The sequence below is a fragment of the Mesorhizobium sp. LNHC229A00 genome, assembly GCF_000502415.1.
Taxonomy (GTDB): domain Bacteria; phylum Pseudomonadota; class Alphaproteobacteria; order Rhizobiales; family Rhizobiaceae; genus Mesorhizobium.
In genome coordinates this window covers 655,537-671,784 of the sequence record NZ_AYWQ01000003.1, presented here as the reverse complement: position 1 = coordinate 671,784, position 16,248 = coordinate 655,537, and the positions used below count along the sequence as shown (strand labels likewise).

Below are 16,248 nucleotides of genomic sequence, written 5' to 3'. Positions count from 1 at the left end.
TGCCTGAGTTTGCGGTTGATACCCGGTTATGAGCTTGCGAGAGGGGGAATTCATCGATCATTCTGATGATGAACAGGGCACGGAAAGAGATTAGGCGTCGGCTTCCCTTGCCACGGGCGCGTATTGCGAAGCGAATGAACAGAGAGCATGGTTGGAACCAATCCGCTGTTGAACTGTTGTTTCCCCAGCGTGGAGATGTCCCCTCAACTCCTAGCCGATAGCCCGCTGCACTCCCCGAGGCAGCGGGCTTTCTTGTTTTCACTTGGAAATCGCGGCCTCTCGCGAACAAGCCTGTCAGGCGAGACCAGCCGTGCTGTAAATAGGCTTTTCAGGATCTAGCGTCTTCCCGGGAGACTTGGAGGCTCCCGTCAGGCGCTGTCCTTGTATGACTTCGCCGCCTCATCGATCTTGCGCCAATCGTTGCCGTGGCGACGTACCAGCTCTCTTGCCTGAGCGGGCGACAGGTCGTGCGTTTCGACGACATGCCGGACCTCCGCGTCCTCGCCTTTCAAGGGACGTGTACGACGCCTCTTGGTCGGTTGATCCCCCATCTCTCCATCTCGCCTTGACACGATCGATTCCTCCGGTGTCGCGAACAAGCTGCGAGTGGGGAAAAGGTTTCACTGATGGGTGCATGAAGCCCCGATAGCGTCCGCGGTACGGCAGTTGTCTTGGCGAATGCGCCAATTCCGCCAAGCGCGGCGTTCCGTAAAGCAACTGAAGCGGAGAGGGATAGGTGTGCCTCGGGCCGTGAGCGTTCACTTGCGATCCAGCACTTTACGGATCTTTTCCGCCAATTCGTCAATCGTGTAGGGCTTGGTCAAAAGCTCCGTTCCAAAATCAAGCGTGCCGTTGTGAACAATCGCGTTTCGCGTGTAGCCGGTGGTGTAGAGCACTTTTAGCAACGGGTGCATGCTCTTGACATGATCGACCAGTTCCCGCCCTGACATCTCCGGCATGACCACGTCAGTGAACAGAAGCGACGGCACTTGCCCGCTTGCGACGGCCGCCAGCGCGTCTCGCGGCCCTTGCATTTCCAACACGGAATAGCCCAGTTCCCGCAGCGCCTCCGCAGCCATCAGCCGGACGCGATCTTCATCCTCGACAACCATGATGATCTCGTCCTCACTGCCGGGGTGCTCGCCCGCGACGGACTCGGCCTGGCTGTCGACCACGTCGCCGTGCGAGCGCGGCAGGTAGATTTTCAAAGTGGTTCCGATACCTTGCTCGGAATAGATCTTGACGCTGCCGCCGGACTGGCGAACAAATCCATAAACCTGGCTGAGCCCCAGCCCGGTGCCTTTGCCAACCCCCTTTGTGGTGAAGAACGGATCGAAGGCTCTGGCCAATACGTCGGCAGTCATTCCGGTTCCGGTGTCCGTGACAGCTATCATCACATACTGGCCGGAGGGTATTGCGTTTTCTCTCGCATACCGGTCGTCGACATGGGCATTGGATGTCTCGATGGTCAGCCTTCCGCCAGCGGGCATGGCATCCCGCGCGTTGACGCAAAGGTTGAGCAACGCGCTTTCCAGCTGCCCTGCGTCGACTTCCACATGCCATAGTCCCGCGGCGAGCACGGTCTCGATTTGGATGGGCTCCCCAAGCGTCCGGCTCAGCAATTCACTCATATCCGAGACGAGGCGATTGGGATTCAGGCGCTTGGGCGCCAGGGGTTGCTGGCGGGAGAAGGCAAGCAGCCGCTTGGTAAGTTCCGCAGCACGTTGGGCTCCATCGATCGCGCCGGTCACGAACTGGTGGACGTTGGTATCGCCGTTTCTGAGCTTGCGCTGCACAAGGTTCAGGCCGCCGATGATGACAGCCAGCATATTGTTGAAGTCGTGCGCGATGCCGCCGGTAAGCTGTCCGACAGCTTCCATCTTCTGGGCCTGCCGCAGGTGCTCTTCTGCTCTGGTGCGTTCGGCGACTTCGTCCATGACACGTTGTTCAAGGGTGCCATTGAGCGTCTGCAGCGCCTTGAATAGTCGAGAATTGTCGATTGCCGTCGCGGCATGCCCCGCAAGCCCCAGCAAGGCCTTCTCTTGCTGTTCGGCGAAGACGCCGATCTCTGCATGACCAAAGAAGAGGCCGCCCAGCACCTCGCCCGAACGCGAGACAACCGGTACCGCAAGATAGGAACGTACTGGCAGATGGCCCTCCGGCATTCCCTTGCGGGGCCAGTTCTTGCCGTAGAGCGGGTCGGCGAGGATGTCGTCGGAGCGAATCACGCTTGTCCCGCGGAAAGTGGGGTCGAACACCGCCGTGTTGCGAGGCATTGGAAAATTTTCGAACGCGGAGCGAGGTGCGCCCGACAGGGCGTAGAGCATGTAGCTGTCGCCCTTGTCGTCGATCACATTGTAGAAGAAAGCTCCGAATTGTGCGCCCGACAGCGCTACGCCGGCATCAGTTACCGTTTGAACAATCCGCTCCACGTCGAGCTCGGCCGCTACCGCGGCAGCGGTGACGTTCATCATCTGAAGCTGATGCTCCACCCGCTTTCGCGCGGTGATATCCATGACGGTACCGATGAAGCGGACCGCGCGCCCTGACTGGAAAAGCGACTCGCCCGCTGCCGCAATCCAGCGTTCCTTGCCGTCGTGCAAGCCGACCGTCCGATATTCGATGTCGTAGCGGGAAGTCGTGCCCGGCGCGAGCGCCTGGCGTACGGCCTCGTCGGCGCGGGCCCGATCTTCTGGATGAATACCCGCCAGGAACGCGCTTTCATATGTTACCTCCGCATCTGGCGGGAGGCCGAAAAGGGCTTTGCACCGGTCATCCCACCGCAGAGCCTTGGTGACGGGATCGTAGTCCCAGGTCCCGATAGCGGCTGCGTCCGTGGCAAGCCGGAGGCGCTCCTCACTGGCCCGGGCCGCCTGTTCCGAGCGAACGCGCTCGATGTGAGCCCAGGACCGCTCCGTCACCTCCGTCAGCAAGGACAGTTCGCGCTGTGACCAGACGCGGGGCTGCTTGTCGTGAATGGCCATCAGGGCGGTCAGACGGCCCTGTTTTACCAAGGGCATGCAGATGGTTGCCGTTATGCCGATGTTCTGAAAGGTCTTTGCCTCCTCGGGCGCAATTTCCTCGAGGTTGTTGTTGATGATGAGCGGCCGATTGGCGCTGAGATTGGTGACTGCCAGGCGGCCAAAATCGGCAAGACTGTAATACCCTCTGATGCTGGGCGAGCCGGGTGCGCTCCAGTCGCCACGGATGGTGAAATGGTCCTGGTCCTGCTCCATGTCGGCGTAGGCGCAAATCGAGACGCCAAGATGTTCGCCCAACAGACGAGTGGTGATCGCCATGACGGCGTCGGCGTCGGCCGCGAGCGCAATCTCCCTTCCAAGACGGTCGAGAAAAGCCAGGCGTTCGGCGTTCTCACGCAGCGCTCGCTCAGCGCGAAGCCGCTCTATGGCGGTACGCGTCCGATCCGCCACTTCCGAAATAAGCGCCACCTCCTCCTTGGCCCAGCGTCTGGGCGCGGAGTGGTTCAGGTACAGCAGCGCCACCAAACCGCCATGCTCGGTAACCGGCATGTTGATGACGGATTGGGCGCTGATGGCTTTGAGAGCCTCTGCATGATCCCTTGTTCGCGGGTCTGTCTCGGCATTTTCGAAGACAACGGTGTCGCCCCGCTTCAAGTCCTCGATATACGAGCCGTAGTTCCTGAAATTCAGGGTCCCAGCCAGGCTTTTGATGCCTGGCGCGTTCCAGTCCCTCTCGATCGTGATGGTTTCTTTCTCAAGATCGATCGTGCCGTATCCGGCTCGGCTGACATCGAAATGTCTCCCTACCAGTTCCGCGGCTGCGTGGGCCAATTCGGCAGGATCAGTAATCTCGCGAATCCGGTCGCCCAGCGCCGCCAACAGCTCGAAGCGTTGCAGTTCAGATTGACGATCGCCTGCAGTGACCCCCATATCGCCCCCGTTTTGCCCGGACTGGATAATGCGATTGACGGCCAAGAGTTCCATTGCGGGCAGGACGCTTCTTTGACGGGCAGGTCGGCGGTTCGCGCGAACACCTTGGGTGATACACGATGAGACGCGGCTTGAACGGCGAGAAACATCCACGATGTTCCTTGGTCGTGTTTAGCTTTAGAAACCTCTACAGTGCCGCGGTTCGACGGTCGTGCGGGTTCCGTTGGGCGCTCCGGCGGACCATGGACGCGTAGCGCTAGCCGCGTCGCTATACGCAATTGGATCTTTGTGCGCGAACTTGCCTCGGTCCATCGTAGGTTAGCGACACGTCGTGCGCTGTGCCGCATAAGCGAGAGGTCAGCGGGCATGTAACGCTCCGCTGCTTGGGAGACCATCGCACTCTCGCTCGTTTGGAGACGCTTGATGCTTGACCGACCCATTCGCACGGATACCCTCTACCCGAATGACCTGGACACGCTTCGCGCGGTCTTCGACGCGATGTGCCAGGAGTTTGCCATTTTGCCGGACACCGCGGCGGCTCACTCCATCGCGAGAGAGCTGATCAGGCTTTTCCAGACCGGGATCACGGAATCGGCCATGCTGATGATTGCCGTGCGCGCGCGTTGGCAGGACGACTGGCAAAAGGAAGCCAGCAACGCTGCCTGACCGGTGCAGGCGCACAATCGGTGCATCCTTTTCGAAACGGTGGCGTTGACCGTCACCCTGCCAGCAATGGCCGATCCGTTATCACCACCGACAGGAGGGATCGATGCCGAAATTTCGTTTCGAGTTTATCGAGGGCATGTCCCAGCCTGCAATCTTCGCCGACATGGCTGATCGGGATGAGGCTATCAAAGAGGCGAAGCGCGCAGCCAAGGAGGCCATGCTTGACGGAATTATCGATGGCGCGGACCCGACCAGTTGGGTGACGAAAGTCTACGACGAGGCGGGTTATCTCGTCGTCACACTTGGATTCCAGGATCTGGTCGCCGCCCCCGAGGATTCGCAGCGATTAAAAGAGGCGGACGAACCTGGCGTCATGCGGTCCGGCTGAAGCCCGAATTCTCAGTTCACCGGGGCCAGTCGAGTTCGATCCAGGCCGGCGCGTGATCGCTTGGCTTGTCCCATCCTCGTACCGACTCATCCACGCCCGCGCCGCCCAGCCTGTCCGTGAGCGAGGGGCTCACGAGAAGATGGTCCATTCGGAGGCCGGAGCTGCGGTCGTAACCGCCCCGGTAGGAAAAATTCCAGTAGGTATAGACGCCTCTCTCGGGACGGATCAGCCTGACGGCGTCGGTCCAGCCATCGGCAAGCAGGTCGGCGTAAGCCTGTCGGCTCTCCGGGAAGTAGACGGCGTCGCCCAGCCATCGTGCCGGAACCGCGGCGTCGATCGGCGCCGGCACCACGTTGTAGTCGCCGCAAAGCAGGCTGGCGGGCGCGTCCTTGATCAGGAGCCGTCCGTAGTCGATCAGCCGCTCGAACCAGCGGAGCTTATAGTCGAACTTCGGACCAGGCGCCGGGTTGCCGTTGGGCAGGTATAGGCAACCAACAACGAGACCGTCGATCTCCGCCTCGATGTAACGGCTATGCGTGTCATCGGCGTCACCGGGCAACCCGCGCCGACGCTCGTGCGGCTGCTTGCCTCGAGCGAGAATGGCTACGCCGTTGTACGACTTCTGTCCGTGCCATATCGCCCCGTAGCCGGCGTTGCTGATGGCATCGGCAGGAAACTTTTCGTCCGATGTCTTCAATTCCTGGAGACAAACGATGTCGTAGTGCGTCTCACCTAGCCATTTGAGCAGAACCGGCAATCGACCGTTGACGCCGTTTACGTTAAAGGTAGCGACCCGGATCATCTGAAGCCTTGAGGCATCTATTCATAAAATGGCGCTCCCCGTTTGAGCGAGTTCGGCAGTGCCTTTTGTCGGCTGCCTCAGCTCTTCACTCATATCATTTATCGCCTGCCAGCCGCCCGACGTCGTTCGAGGATGAGTCTTCGGTTGTGTTTCGCAGGTGCTCACCTTGTCCGTTAGGATTAACCGCGAAGCGGCAAGAAGGTTTCGACCCCGAGTAGGAAGCGGTGTGACAACGAGATCGAAGCTCTCTGGTTGCGGCTGATGCCGGCGGGCTAATGCGGTCCCTCGGCGTGTCGTGCTGGAACATCGAACGAACCAGATAGTTCGCCGCTGATGGAGCAAACCTTCGATGAAAGCCATGCCGGCCACCCGCTCGCCGACGCCGAAGATGTGCTGATCGTCGGTGGCGGGCCAGCGGGGCTGACAGCGGCCCAGTATCTCGCCCGCTTTCGCCATCGCGTGCTGGTGGTCGATGCCGGCCATCCCCGTGCCGCTCTGATCCCGAAAAGCCATAACTGTCCGGGCTTTCCCGAAGGGATAAGTGGCCCTGACCTTCTCGATCGGCTTCGACGTCACGCGAGCTTGTACGGAGCAACCTTGATACGGGGGCAGGTGTTTTCGCTGGCCGCTGGCGAGGGAGGCTTTGATGCTGAGACCTCGATCGGCGCAATCCGCGCGCGTAAGGTCTTCCTGTCGACCGGGATTGTCGACACGACACCCGAATTGCCTCGCTTGGCGGAGGCGATTGCGGCAGGTGTCGTTCGGCTTTGTCCGGTGTGCGACGGGTATGAGGTGATCGACCGGAAGATAGCGGTCGTGGGGCAGGGTGACAGAGCCTTGCACGAGGCCATTTTCCTCAGTCGATTCACACCGCATGTAACGATGCTGGGCACCCACGCATCGGACTTTCCAACCAGCACGCGTCGCGCGGCCGGCGAAAGAGGGATAGCCATCCGTCACACTCTCGACAGGCTCAGCCCGGCTGCTGACGGTTGTGCGGCGATTTTGCAAGATGGAGCGACCTGCCGCTTCGATGCAGTCTACGCGGCCCTGGGATGCAAGGTGAGCTCGCAACTCGCCCTGGCCGTCGGCGCGAGATGTTGCGCGGAGGGCTACATCACGGTCGATGAGCACCAGCAGACTTCCGTCGACGGCATGTACGCCATCGGTGACGTTGTGAAAGCGCTAAATCAGATAGCGGTCGCGTTTGGACAAGCTGCCATCGCCGCATCCCATGCCCATAGAGAGCTTACCGCCTAGGCTGTTTGAGCCGGCTACAAAGCAACGTCGTTGTCCAGCGGAACAAGCCGCCACTCCGAAGGTTTGGCACGGAGGGCACCGGGCAGGACAGTTGCTGGCAGGCATTGGCATGGCGTTCGACAGGGATGGACCGAAGCTATCGACCGTGCTGTTCGTCGCCGCATTGTCGGCACTTGCCGGGTACAATCACGCCCGCGCCAAACGTGCGCTTGCTGGCCGGGCGCACGGCCATGTCATGGAGGTTGACGGTCTTCGCCTGCATTTTATCGAAGCCGGCACCGGCATGCCGCTCATTCTGCTGCATGGAAACGGATCCATGGCGCAGGATTTCAAGTCGAGCGGCATCTTCGATCAGGCGGCAAAAACCTACCGGGTACTCGCATTTGATCGGCCGGGCTTCGGGCGAAGCACGCGGTCGCGCGGCCGGCGGTGGTCTGCCCGCGACCAAGCCGATCTCATACATGCCGCCGCCGGCAGGCTGGGTATCGAGAACTACATCGTGCTTGGACATTCGTGGGGCGCTTGGGTAGCCCTCGAATTGGCGCGCAGGCATTCTCCTTGGGTTGCCGGCGTCGTGCTGGTCTCCGGCTATTACTATCCGCCGCCGCGGCTTGATCTTGCGCTGGCCGCCCTCCCGGCTCTGCCAGTCGTCGGCACCGCTTTTCGCCACACCTTGCTGCCGTTGCTTGTGAGGCTTGCCTGGCCTTGGACGATGCAGAAGATCTTCCACCCAGCGGATGTCGCTGTCGACTTCGCCGTTCTCGCAAAAGATGTCGCCAGCCGCCCTTCCCAACTGCGGGCGGTGTGTTTGGAATCCGCATCGATGCTGACGGCGGCCCTGCTGACGAAGGCCAGCTACACGGACATTGCCGTCCCGACCGGGATCCTGGCAGGTTCTGGAGACCGGCTGTTCGACGCCGAGGGGGAGGCACGACGCCTGCATGCGGAGGTCGGTGGGTCCCTCCTCGATGTCGTTGAGGGCGCCGGCCATATGGTTCATCAGAGCGCCCCTGAGGCGGTGATCGCCATGGTGGACGCGATTGCAGGACGGCACTCCTCGTCTAAAGAGACCAGCGGCTATGAGCCGGCTAGTTCAGGCGGTGCAGCCTCGCCGGACGTCCCAGGCGGGCGATGAGCAACGCTCGTAACATTGGCCGCCAAACCGGGCTTTCAAGTATGAACGATCAGCATCCCGCCGACATGCAGTCGGTCCTTCAGGAGAACATACAGGCTCTCGTCGACCACAGGCGACAACAGGAGGAGCACCAAGGCGTTCAGGTGCGAATTGCCGGCGCCGTTTCGCGCTTCGCGGGAAGCATGCCCTTTGTCTATTTGCATCTCGCAATTCTGGTCGCCTGGATCCTTGCGAACCTTGGCCTGATACCGGCCGTCCCGGCTTGGGACCCAACTTTTGTGATCCTGGCCATGGTGGCCTCTGTCGAGGCGATCTTCCTGTCCACTTTCGTACTGATCAACCAAAACAGAATGGCCGAACACAGCGAGCGCAGAGCGGAGCTGGATCTGCAGATCAGCCTTCTCAACGAACACGAAACCACGCGGCTCATCGAAATGGTGGCTGCTTTGACGGCACGCCTCAATGTCTCGACACCGGCCGATGAGGAGTTGCCGCAACTGGCCGAGAATGTCGATCCCCGGCAGGTGATGACGGAAATCCAGCAAGCGTCTGGAGATCAGTAGAAACCTTGAGCAAAAACGAAAATGACCGCATTGGAGGCGGGCTGCCGCAGAGGCTAATCCAATAAGAGCCTACATCCGGAGGAACATTCGCTGCACTTCAAGGTTCGGTCGCGGGCCTACAATCCTCCCCTGTCTTGGCCTTCGAGGCTGTCGAAGCAGCTTCAGCCCGTCTCGGCTTTCCGAGGCGGGCTTCTCATGACTCCGCCGCGAGGTCGCGGCGGGACTCAGCCGACAACAGGCCGATGCGTGTCATATGGAACCAAGTTGACGCCGAGATCGTAGTGGCGGTGGCGACTTGGGGATATCCCGGATGAGCGATGGCGTTGTTCTGATCGTCGAAGACGAGACGATGATACTGCTCGACCTCGAGTCAGCTTTGGAGGAGGCTGGCTCCCAGGTCGTCGGCGTTCGAAATGCTGCCGAGGCGCTGGCCGCCTTCGACCGCGATCCCACCAGGTTCAAGGCCGTGCTCACCGACATCCGTTTGGGGCCGGGACAATCCGGGTGGGAGATCGCCCGGCATTTGCGTAGGTCCAACTCGACCATCCCAGTTGTCTATATGAGCGGCGACAGCGCGGTACACTGGGGAGCGGAAGGAGTGCCCAACAGCATCATCATCACCAAGCCCTTCTTTCTGCCGCAAATCATAACCGCCGTTTCGCAGCTTTTAAACGCACAGCAAGCCCCAGAAACTCACATCTAGCGCTGATGAGCTTTTTCTCCCTCCACGAAAACCCATGGAACATTCAGTCCCGACCGGCGTTAGGGCGTGCCGGGGAATCCTTATTGTAGGTTTCTTGCAGCGCATGGGCGGGATAAAATGCATAGGGATGCCTATACCCCATCGGAACTTGCCATATTGAGCCGTGTCCTTGCACGCAGCAATCTCAAGAACGAGACTGAAGCCGAGAGAGAACGGCGCGCCTCGCGCATTCTTGCTTACTACCAGGCCGGGATCACGGACGAGAACGAGCTTGAACAGTTATCCCGGCAGCCGCTGGGAAGATGACGACTGATCTTCCGTGTTGGGAGGTTTCTGAGAAGCTGCGGTTTCATGGCCTTTCGGGGAATAAACTTCGCCGCTATCGGATACCTGTGGGATTTGTCCCAAGCAAGCATGCACTTATTCGTCGAGCTTTCGGTCGAGTTCGTCGAGCAACGACCGATGCTGGCGTGGCACGTCCGTGTCAGTCGGTAGGTCCAGCAACTGGCGAAGCTGGCGACGGCTGGCGTCCGATGCAATCCACTGACGAATGAGACGGGCTATGGCCTTCTGTTGCGCCTTGCCGATTTCTTCCATGTTGGGAACCCGAGCTTGTCCGAGGTCGAACTCGGCGGATCCCCTCATGGTTCCCTGTCATGCATAACAAACCTGCGGTTGAGCTTGGGCTACTTTAGGGCAAGCGATGCGTGGCTGCCTGACAGGCATCGCGAATTTTTGCTTTGAACACTGCCGCGCTCACCATCAATTCGATTTTTCAGGCGTGGCTTCCGTCGGGACACCCGACAGGACAGCCATTCTTGTCCTTGCATTCTGTATCCGACCCTTGATGGTGGCTGTGTCGCAATCGCAGATGTCGGCGGCGTCTTCGTAGGATAGTCCGAGCATGCAAACCAGAACGATGGCCTGCCGCTCCGGATCCGCCAGGAGGTCAATGGCACGCGCTATCCTTGGGCCGGTTTCCATCTGTTCCTGTGTGTCGGTGGCAAAAGGCTCCGACAAGCAACTCGCCGGTCCTCGAGGCTGGGGGGCTGCGCCTTCAAGCCTGGCCAAGGAAGCCCTGCGCATGGTGGCGAAGATCCAGGGCTTTACCCGGCTTCCGTCAAGACCATCGAGATCTGCAATGCCTTTGACCAGTGTTTCTCGGACAAGATTGTCAGCTTCGTCGATGCTGCCGCAAAGCGAACGTGCGAATGCCCGCAATGCGGGAACAAGGTCGACTAGGTTCGTCTGTTCGCCAGAACTTGGTAAGGACGAGCCTCCTGGGTAGGTAATGGGCTGTGTCTGCTCCGCAAGCGCCGGATCGGACGCGGTGAGCTTGCGACGGTGTTCAGCCATCACACCGATCCTCCAGGGACATGGGACCTCTTTCGTGTCGGTCTGATCTGGTGGGGCGAAGGGTCCAAGAAGCGACAATTGTCATGTTTTGCTCCAGGCTGACACTCGGACCCGTCGTCTGCAGGGTCCTGCGTGCAAGCAAGGATGCATTGTCCCCGGCACGCACAGACCCAATTAATCCGGTCGCCGACTAGGCGCACTTACATAGATTAAAGCGCCCGCCACTTGCACCGATTGATCTACTCCATGACCGAGCACCGAGTGATCCTATGGCCCGGGGCTTTCGAGATACGTCTTCTGGCTCAATGCCGTCCGATGGGCATGTTGAAGCTGGTTGGGTGGGGCTGATCCAGTACTGGCGCGAAAATCGGCCGGATTCATCTCATCAATTTGATCTGAAGCGAGAGGCTCAGCCGCAGAACTTTGTCCCCATTTTCATCACGCACCTCGACAAACAATTTCTGCCCGTCAACGCCTTTCAGTGCGTCTCTCGTGAGGTCAATGAGGCCTTCGAATCCGACTCGGCGCACCTCTTCTAGGCCAGCGCATTCGACACCTATCTCATCCTGCAAGACCAAATCGCGATCGCCGGTGTCAAAGAAAAATCGTGCCATGGGAGAGCTTCCGTCACCACTAATCTGCCGGGTTCTTTTGATGCAGGTAAGTCGTGTCGAAATCCCCTGCGTGAGTGAGGCCGGGCCAGTCGATTGCATGCATTCTCGACCCCGTGGTGGCGATTAGGCCTTCACGTCGTAGTTCCTGAAGCATTCGGTTGACGTGGACCGTCGACAAACCCAATGCATCGCCAAGTGCGGCTTGGGTTATGGGAATATCAGCAATGTGATCCTGAATGCGTCCCACCGCCCGCAAGCGAAATATGAGTTCGCACAAAATGTGAGCCATGCGGGTGTAAGCCTCACGTCTTCCAACGTTGGTGACCCACTCCCTGTACATCGCGGCGTCGATCAGCGTCGACCGCCAGAAAGCGGTGGCGATGCGAGGGTGCTGGTCACAAATGCTGCGTAGAACGTCGTGTCGCATGAAGCCCACTCGGGCCGGCGTCAGGGTCGAGAAATTACAGTCCATGACCGACAGATGCAGCCCGTGCAGATCGGGGATGTCTCCGCCCACGAAGAAAGACGTGATCTGTCGCTTTCCTTCGCTTGTGTATTTGGTGGAGCCGATCAAACCATCCAGGACGACAAACGAGTAAACAGGATGGTCACCCTCACGCACCAGGTCGTGGTTGGCCGAAAAATCTTTCTCCTGAATGGGTATGCTTTTCAAAACCGCGATTTCAGCTTCTCGAATGTCCGAGATGGTCTGAAGCTTGCGGATAAGTATATCCGAGGATGAAGAGGGGGACAAAATGGCTACCTAGCTGATTTTGCCCACCGAACTTTTATCCCAGCTAAAAGTTCCGGATGGCGGTGAAATCCGAGTAAGCAGGCCTGGTTTGCCAAAGACGCGATCAAAACCGCGGTCTATGGAGCAAACGCACCCACGGCTTTGTACGTTTTCATACCTAACGCCGCTCCGCCGGAACGTAGGGCAGGCATTCGCGGTTACCTCGGACTCTTCGGGGAGTTCGCTATGGATGAGCCTAAGGCAGCTTTCATTGATCGCCTGATCAAGGAGACCAGCATCAGCGAAAAAGACGCCCGCGAACTGGTAGCGCTCCTAGGGCTCAATTGGCCGTCCTTGGTCCGGGAAGCGAAGCTCCTGAAGCCACACACCCACGGTACTTCTTATGTGAGCCCGGACGGCAGCGGCGTCTCTGACTTCCATACAGGTTCCAGCCAGGTCTCCGAGCAAGGCGGCCATTCTAGCCCGCTGGTCGGCAAGGCTGACACGTAGCGCCCGCGCTATTACGAGTTCGTTCAAGCCATAGGGGAGATCTGGAGCATGGCCGGGTAAACGGCCATCGTCCGCGGCGGCACCGCTGCCAACAGAAGCGGCTCATCGAGAGCCGCATCGTTGGTGCGTTGCTCCATAGGAACGCAAGACCGCACGCGCTGCCACTGCCCGCAACACTTTAATCCGCGCCTCAGGAACGGGGTGGTCCCACTGACGTTCTCCGACGGTGGCAAGGTGAGACCTCAGTGAACAGACCCATTTCGCGGACGGAAATCATCGAAGAAGTCGATCACTCGTCGAATGACGGGGACCTCGCGAGAGAAGTCTTGCCTTCCGCCGCAATCGCGGCGGCGCTGGCCGACTCGCTGGAGAGCGGTCCAAACAAGCATATTGTCCATATAGCCGCCTCGGAACGCGGTGCCGAAGAGACCGCTGCGGCTTTGCGTCGGTTTCTGCCGAACGTGGACGTCATCTTGCTGCCGTCCTGGGATTGCCTGCCTTACGACAGGGTATGGCCGACACGCGCCAATATGGGGCGGAGGCTTAGCGCTCTGCGTGAGATCGCAAGCGAGCCCAAACGTCCGCGCATCGTGGTTGTGTCGATCGAGACCACTCTCCAGCGGGTGCCTCCTGCGCCAGTCATTGCTGGCGGTTTCACAACTCTGGAACTCGGACAAAGGTTCGACCCGGATGGTTTCCGAACGAGAGCCGAGTCGATTGGATACGGTGTCGACGAAAGAGTCGACGAACCGGGCGAGATAGCTTTTCGGGGCGACCTCATGGACATATTCCCCGCTGGCGCCGATCATCCGGTTCGCGTCGTCATCGGTCCAGATAGCTGCATCCGGGAACTCAAGATCTATGACCCCATCAGCCAGCTTAGCGAACAGTCGCGAGAGTCGGTCACGGTTGGGCCGGCATCCGAGCTGATTTTCGCAACTGGGGATCATCCCGAGTTGGCAGCCATGCGCGCGACGTCGATGGAAGAACGGCTCGTCGCGTTGTACGGCAGCATGCCGTCGGTCTTCGATGTGGCATCCAGCGCCTGTGTCTCCATCGCGGAAGGTCTCGAAGGCGCGCCGCTCGACCGCTTCCTGGACCTGATCGAAGATGCTCGTGGTGCGAGGCAGGAGGTTGCCGCGGCCGCCAAACCCTTGCCGGAACAGTTTTACCTATCGCGTCAAGAATGGGACTTCGCAGTCCGTAATCGCCACGGAACGAGTCTCGCCGTTTCTGCCGCGCGAGTTCCCAAATTCTTCCAGCGCGCGCGATCCGGGCATCAGTTCGCCGAATTTGTGGAAAGGCAGACAAGGTCGGGTCTCACCGTGGCATTCGCGGGCGAGGCCTCCGCACTGCGGCGAGCCGATCGTCTGCTCGATCGGAAGCTTGGTCGGCGAATGAGGGAGGTGGCTGACTGGCCGCGGATCCGTTCGGCCCCAAGGGGCTCTCTTCTCAGGGTCGAGATCGTTCTCGACGAAGGCTTTGTCGACGAGCAATCAGGCATCGCGGTGGTGGCCGCGGCCGACCTGTTTGGCCACGCCTTGAAAGCAAATGGCGGTGCGGCCACCAGCATACTCGAACCCGAGTTGCGCATTGGCGACGTCGTCGTCCATGAGGACCATGGCCTGTCCATGCTGGTGGCGGTCGAACAGGTCGAGTTGGCCGGTCAGCAGCAGGATGTCGTCAGGCTGGAATATCGGGACGGAGCTTCCTTGCTGGTTCCGGTCGATGAGTTTGGGCGGATATGGCGCTACGGCTCGGAACCCGGTGCGGTGCCGCTCGATCGCTTGAACAGCGATGGGTGGCTCAACCGACGCAAGGCTGCGCTGCGCGATATCGACAGGCTGGCCAAACGCTTGAGGGACCTTGCCAATGCCAGGTCCAGCCAGCCTGCCGCCATCATAAAACCCTCTCGCGCCGACCTTGCCCGGTTCGCGGCGCGGTTTCCCTATACGGAGACGCCCGACCAGGCTGCCGCCATCCGCGACGTGCTTGACGACCTGTCGTCGGGGAGAACAATGAATCGCCTTGTCTGCGGCGACGTCGGCTTCGGCAAGACAGAGGTGGCCCTGCGGGCCTGCGCCGCCGCGGCCCTCTGCGGGAAGCAGGTGGCGGTGATAGCGCCGACGACGGTGTTGGCACGCCAACACTATGAGACGTTCAGCCGAAGATTCGCGGGAACCGGCCTCGAGGTCGCCCACCTCTCGAGAATGGTCGGAGCGGCGGAGGCGAGAGCGGTGAAGGAGCGGCTGCGGAGTGGTCAGGTCGCGGTGATTGTGGGTACCCAGGCCCTGGCGGCCAAGAGCGTCAGCTTCGCCAATCTCGGACTGCTGGTGATCGACGAGGAGCACCGGTTCGGTGTCAAGCTGAAGCAGGCGTTGCGAAACATGGCGCCCCGTCTTCATACGCTGACCATGAGCGCCACGCCGATACCGCGGACGCTGCAATCGGCAATGTCGGGCATCCAGGAGGTCAGCGTACTCAACTCTCCGCCGGCCAAAAGACGTCCCGTTCGTACCATTCTGGCGTCCTTCGATCCAGCTTCGGCAAGAGCCGCCCTTTTGCGCGAATTTCGCCGGGGCGGACAGAGCTTCCTGGTGGTTCCGCGCATTGAAGACATCGACCCGGTTCGCCTGCAGCTAAACAGAATGGTGCCGGAACTCGCGGTCAAGACGGCTCATGGCGAAATGAAAGGGAGACAACTGGACGAGATCATGGTCGGGTTCGCTGACGGTGACGGCGACGTCCTGTTGAGCACTGACATCATCGAGAGCGGCCTCGACGTGCCGCGGGCCAACACCATACTGATCTGGCGAGCGGACAGGTTCGGTCTGGCACAGCTGCACCAGCTTCGCGGCCGGGTGGGAAGGGGAGCGGTGCAGGCTATTGCCCTTCTTCTGACCGAACCTGGCGTCGAACTGGCCGAAGGCACAAGAGCCCGACTGTCGACCGTGATTGCGCTCGATCGGCTTGGCTCCGGCCTTGCGATCAGCCAAAGGGACCTCGACCTGCGCGGGGCAGGAGACCTTTTCGGCGAAGATCAAGCCGGGCACATGAAGCTGATCGGAGCAGGCCTTTACCAACATTTTCTGCAGCGGGCGGTTTCGCTGGCTGCGGGAGGAGCCGATACCGACAAGCAGCTTGCCGACATTAACGGCGCCGGAAACGGGGCCTTTCCCGATAGTTACGTCAACGAGCCGACGGTGCGCGTCAGCCTCTATGCGAGGCTGTCTCGTATGGCTGCCGAGACGGACCTCGATGCATTCGGCGAAGAGCTTGAGGACCGCTTTGGAGACATGCCCGGCGAAGTGGCGGATTTACTGGAACTGACCAGGTTGCGCATAGCCGCGGCGGACCTGGACATCAGCAAAGTCGATGTGGGACCAGAAGGGATCGCGATCACCTTCCGCAAGAAACCGGTGGCATCAAAATGGCGCTTTAAAAACGCACAGGGCTTCGAGTTCCGCAACGGTCGGCTTATTTTCAGGCCCTCGATCCAGTCTCGCGGCTCAGATATCGATGCCGTTCGCTCGGTGCTCGCTGCCTTGCGTGCGGGCCGGTTGGCCCGGCGCCGCCCATGATGGGTTCGCTCGGATCACCGGTTCCA

General features: G+C 60.2%; 16 protein-coding genes and 1 pseudogene. 9 read left to right on the top strand and 8 right to left on the bottom strand.

Annotation, left to right across the window (positions count from 1 at the left end):
- Window positions 1-368: 368 nt before the first annotated feature.
- Window positions 369-512, bottom strand: coding sequence for a hypothetical protein (locus X742_RS0136485; RefSeq protein WP_023771442.1), 144 nt, complete (start codon window positions 510-512; stop codon window positions 369-371).
- 246 nt (window positions 513-758) lie between these two features.
- The gene (locus tag X742_RS159595) at window positions 759-3,911 is read right to left on the bottom strand and encodes a GAF domain-containing protein (RefSeq protein WP_023771441.1); all 3,153 of its coding nucleotides are present in this window, start codon (window positions 3,909-3,911) and stop codon (window positions 759-761) included.
- A gap of 423 nt (window positions 3,912-4,334) precedes the next feature.
- On the opposite strand from X742_RS159595, the gene X742_RS159600 reads away from it, so the two are divergent.
- On the top strand, window positions 4,335-4,577 hold the full coding sequence (locus X742_RS159600) for a hypothetical protein (RefSeq protein WP_023771440.1): 243 nt from the start codon (window positions 4,335-4,337) through the stop codon (window positions 4,575-4,577).
- 103 nt (window positions 4,578-4,680) lie between these two features.
- On the top strand, window positions 4,681-4,965 hold the full coding sequence (locus X742_RS159605) for a hypothetical protein (protein ID WP_023771439.1): 285 nt from the start codon (window positions 4,681-4,683) through the stop codon (window positions 4,963-4,965).
- Window positions 4,966-4,981: 16 nt separating this feature from the next.
- Here the strand turns inward: X742_RS159605 and xth are convergent, their stop codons facing one another.
- The gene (gene xth, locus X742_RS159610; RefSeq protein ID WP_031247779.1) at window positions 4,982-5,767 is read right to left on the bottom strand and encodes an exodeoxyribonuclease III; all 786 of its coding nucleotides are present in this window, start codon (window positions 5,765-5,767) and stop codon (window positions 4,982-4,984) included.
- 333 nt (window positions 5,768-6,100) lie between these two features.
- On the opposite strand from xth, the gene X742_RS159615 reads away from it, so the two are divergent.
- A complete protein-coding gene (locus X742_RS159615; RefSeq protein ID WP_023771437.1) occupies window positions 6,101-7,027 on the top strand; it encodes an NAD(P)/FAD-dependent oxidoreductase in 927 nt (308 codons plus the stop codon).
- Window positions 7,028-7,163: 136 nt separating this feature from the next.
- On the opposite strand, the gene X742_RS1000000175610 is transcribed toward X742_RS159615, so the two are convergent.
- Entirely contained in the window at window positions 7,164-7,331 is a 168-nt protein-coding gene (locus X742_RS1000000175610; RefSeq protein ID WP_245275516.1) for a hypothetical protein, read from the bottom strand.
- A 12-nt stretch (window positions 7,332-7,343) separates the two neighbouring features.
- On the opposite strand from X742_RS1000000175610, the gene X742_RS159620 reads away from it, so the two are divergent.
- The 3 genes from X742_RS159620 to X742_RS159630 all read left to right on the top strand — a co-directional run bounded on the left by X742_RS159620 (window position 7,344) and on the right by X742_RS159630 (window position 9,428).
- The gene (locus X742_RS159620; RefSeq protein WP_245275515.1) at window positions 7,344-8,162 is read left to right on the top strand and encodes an alpha/beta hydrolase; all 819 of its coding nucleotides are present in this window, start codon (window positions 7,344-7,346) and stop codon (window positions 8,160-8,162) included.
- Between the two features lie 41 nt (window positions 8,163-8,203).
- The gene (locus X742_RS159625; protein ID WP_023771435.1) at window positions 8,204-8,725 is read left to right on the top strand and encodes a DUF1003 domain-containing protein; all 522 of its coding nucleotides are present in this window, start codon (window positions 8,204-8,206) and stop codon (window positions 8,723-8,725) included.
- A gap of 310 nt (window positions 8,726-9,035) precedes the next feature.
- A complete protein-coding gene (locus X742_RS159630; RefSeq protein WP_023771434.1) occupies window positions 9,036-9,428 on the top strand; it encodes a response regulator in 393 nt (130 codons plus the stop codon).
- Window positions 9,429-9,848: 420 nt separating this feature from the next.
- Here X742_RS159630 and X742_RS159640 read toward each other — a convergent pair whose 3' ends face one another.
- The 4 genes from X742_RS159640 to X742_RS159650 all read right to left on the bottom strand — a co-directional run bounded on the left by X742_RS159640 (window position 9,849) and on the right by X742_RS159650 (window position 12,152).
- Window positions 9,849-10,025: a hypothetical protein gene (locus tag X742_RS159640; RefSeq protein WP_156939363.1), complete on the bottom strand. Its 177-nt coding sequence runs from the start codon at window positions 10,023-10,025 to the stop codon at window positions 9,849-9,851.
- A gap of 165 nt (window positions 10,026-10,190) precedes the next feature.
- A complete protein-coding gene (locus tag X742_RS0136480; protein WP_023771431.1) occupies window positions 10,191-10,784 on the bottom strand; it encodes a sigma factor-like helix-turn-helix DNA-binding protein in 594 nt (197 codons plus the stop codon).
- Between the two features lie 377 nt (window positions 10,785-11,161).
- Window positions 11,162-11,398 (bottom strand): hypothetical protein, encoded by a 237-nt coding sequence (locus X742_RS159645; RefSeq protein WP_023771430.1) that lies wholly within the window; start codon window positions 11,396-11,398, stop codon window positions 11,162-11,164.
- Window positions 11,399-11,417: 19 nt separating this feature from the next.
- Window positions 11,418-12,152 (bottom strand): Crp/Fnr family transcriptional regulator, encoded by a 735-nt coding sequence (locus X742_RS159650; RefSeq protein WP_023771429.1) that lies wholly within the window; start codon window positions 12,150-12,152, stop codon window positions 11,418-11,420.
- Window positions 12,153-12,377: 225 nt separating this feature from the next.
- On the opposite strand from X742_RS159650, the gene X742_RS1000000174770 reads away from it, so the two are divergent.
- The 3 genes and pseudogenes from X742_RS1000000174770 (at window position 12,378) to X742_RS1000000175595 (ending at window position 16,222) form a co-directional block, all read left to right on the top strand.
- Window positions 12,378-12,641 carry a hypothetical protein gene (locus X742_RS1000000174770; RefSeq protein ID WP_023771428.1) on the top strand — a complete coding sequence of 88 codons (264 nt, stop codon included), beginning with the start codon at window positions 12,378-12,380 and terminating at the stop codon, window positions 12,639-12,641.
- A 530-nt stretch (window positions 12,642-13,171) separates the two neighbouring features.
- Window positions 13,172-13,507: pseudogene (locus X742_RS1000000175600) on the top strand (DEAD/DEAH box helicase); the annotation flags it as partial.
- A 147-nt stretch (window positions 13,508-13,654) separates the two neighbouring features.
- Window positions 13,655-16,222, top strand: coding sequence for a DEAD/DEAH box helicase (locus tag X742_RS1000000175595; protein WP_348524171.1), 2,568 nt, complete (start codon window positions 13,655-13,657; stop codon window positions 16,220-16,222).
- Window positions 16,223-16,248 lie beyond the last annotated feature (26 nt).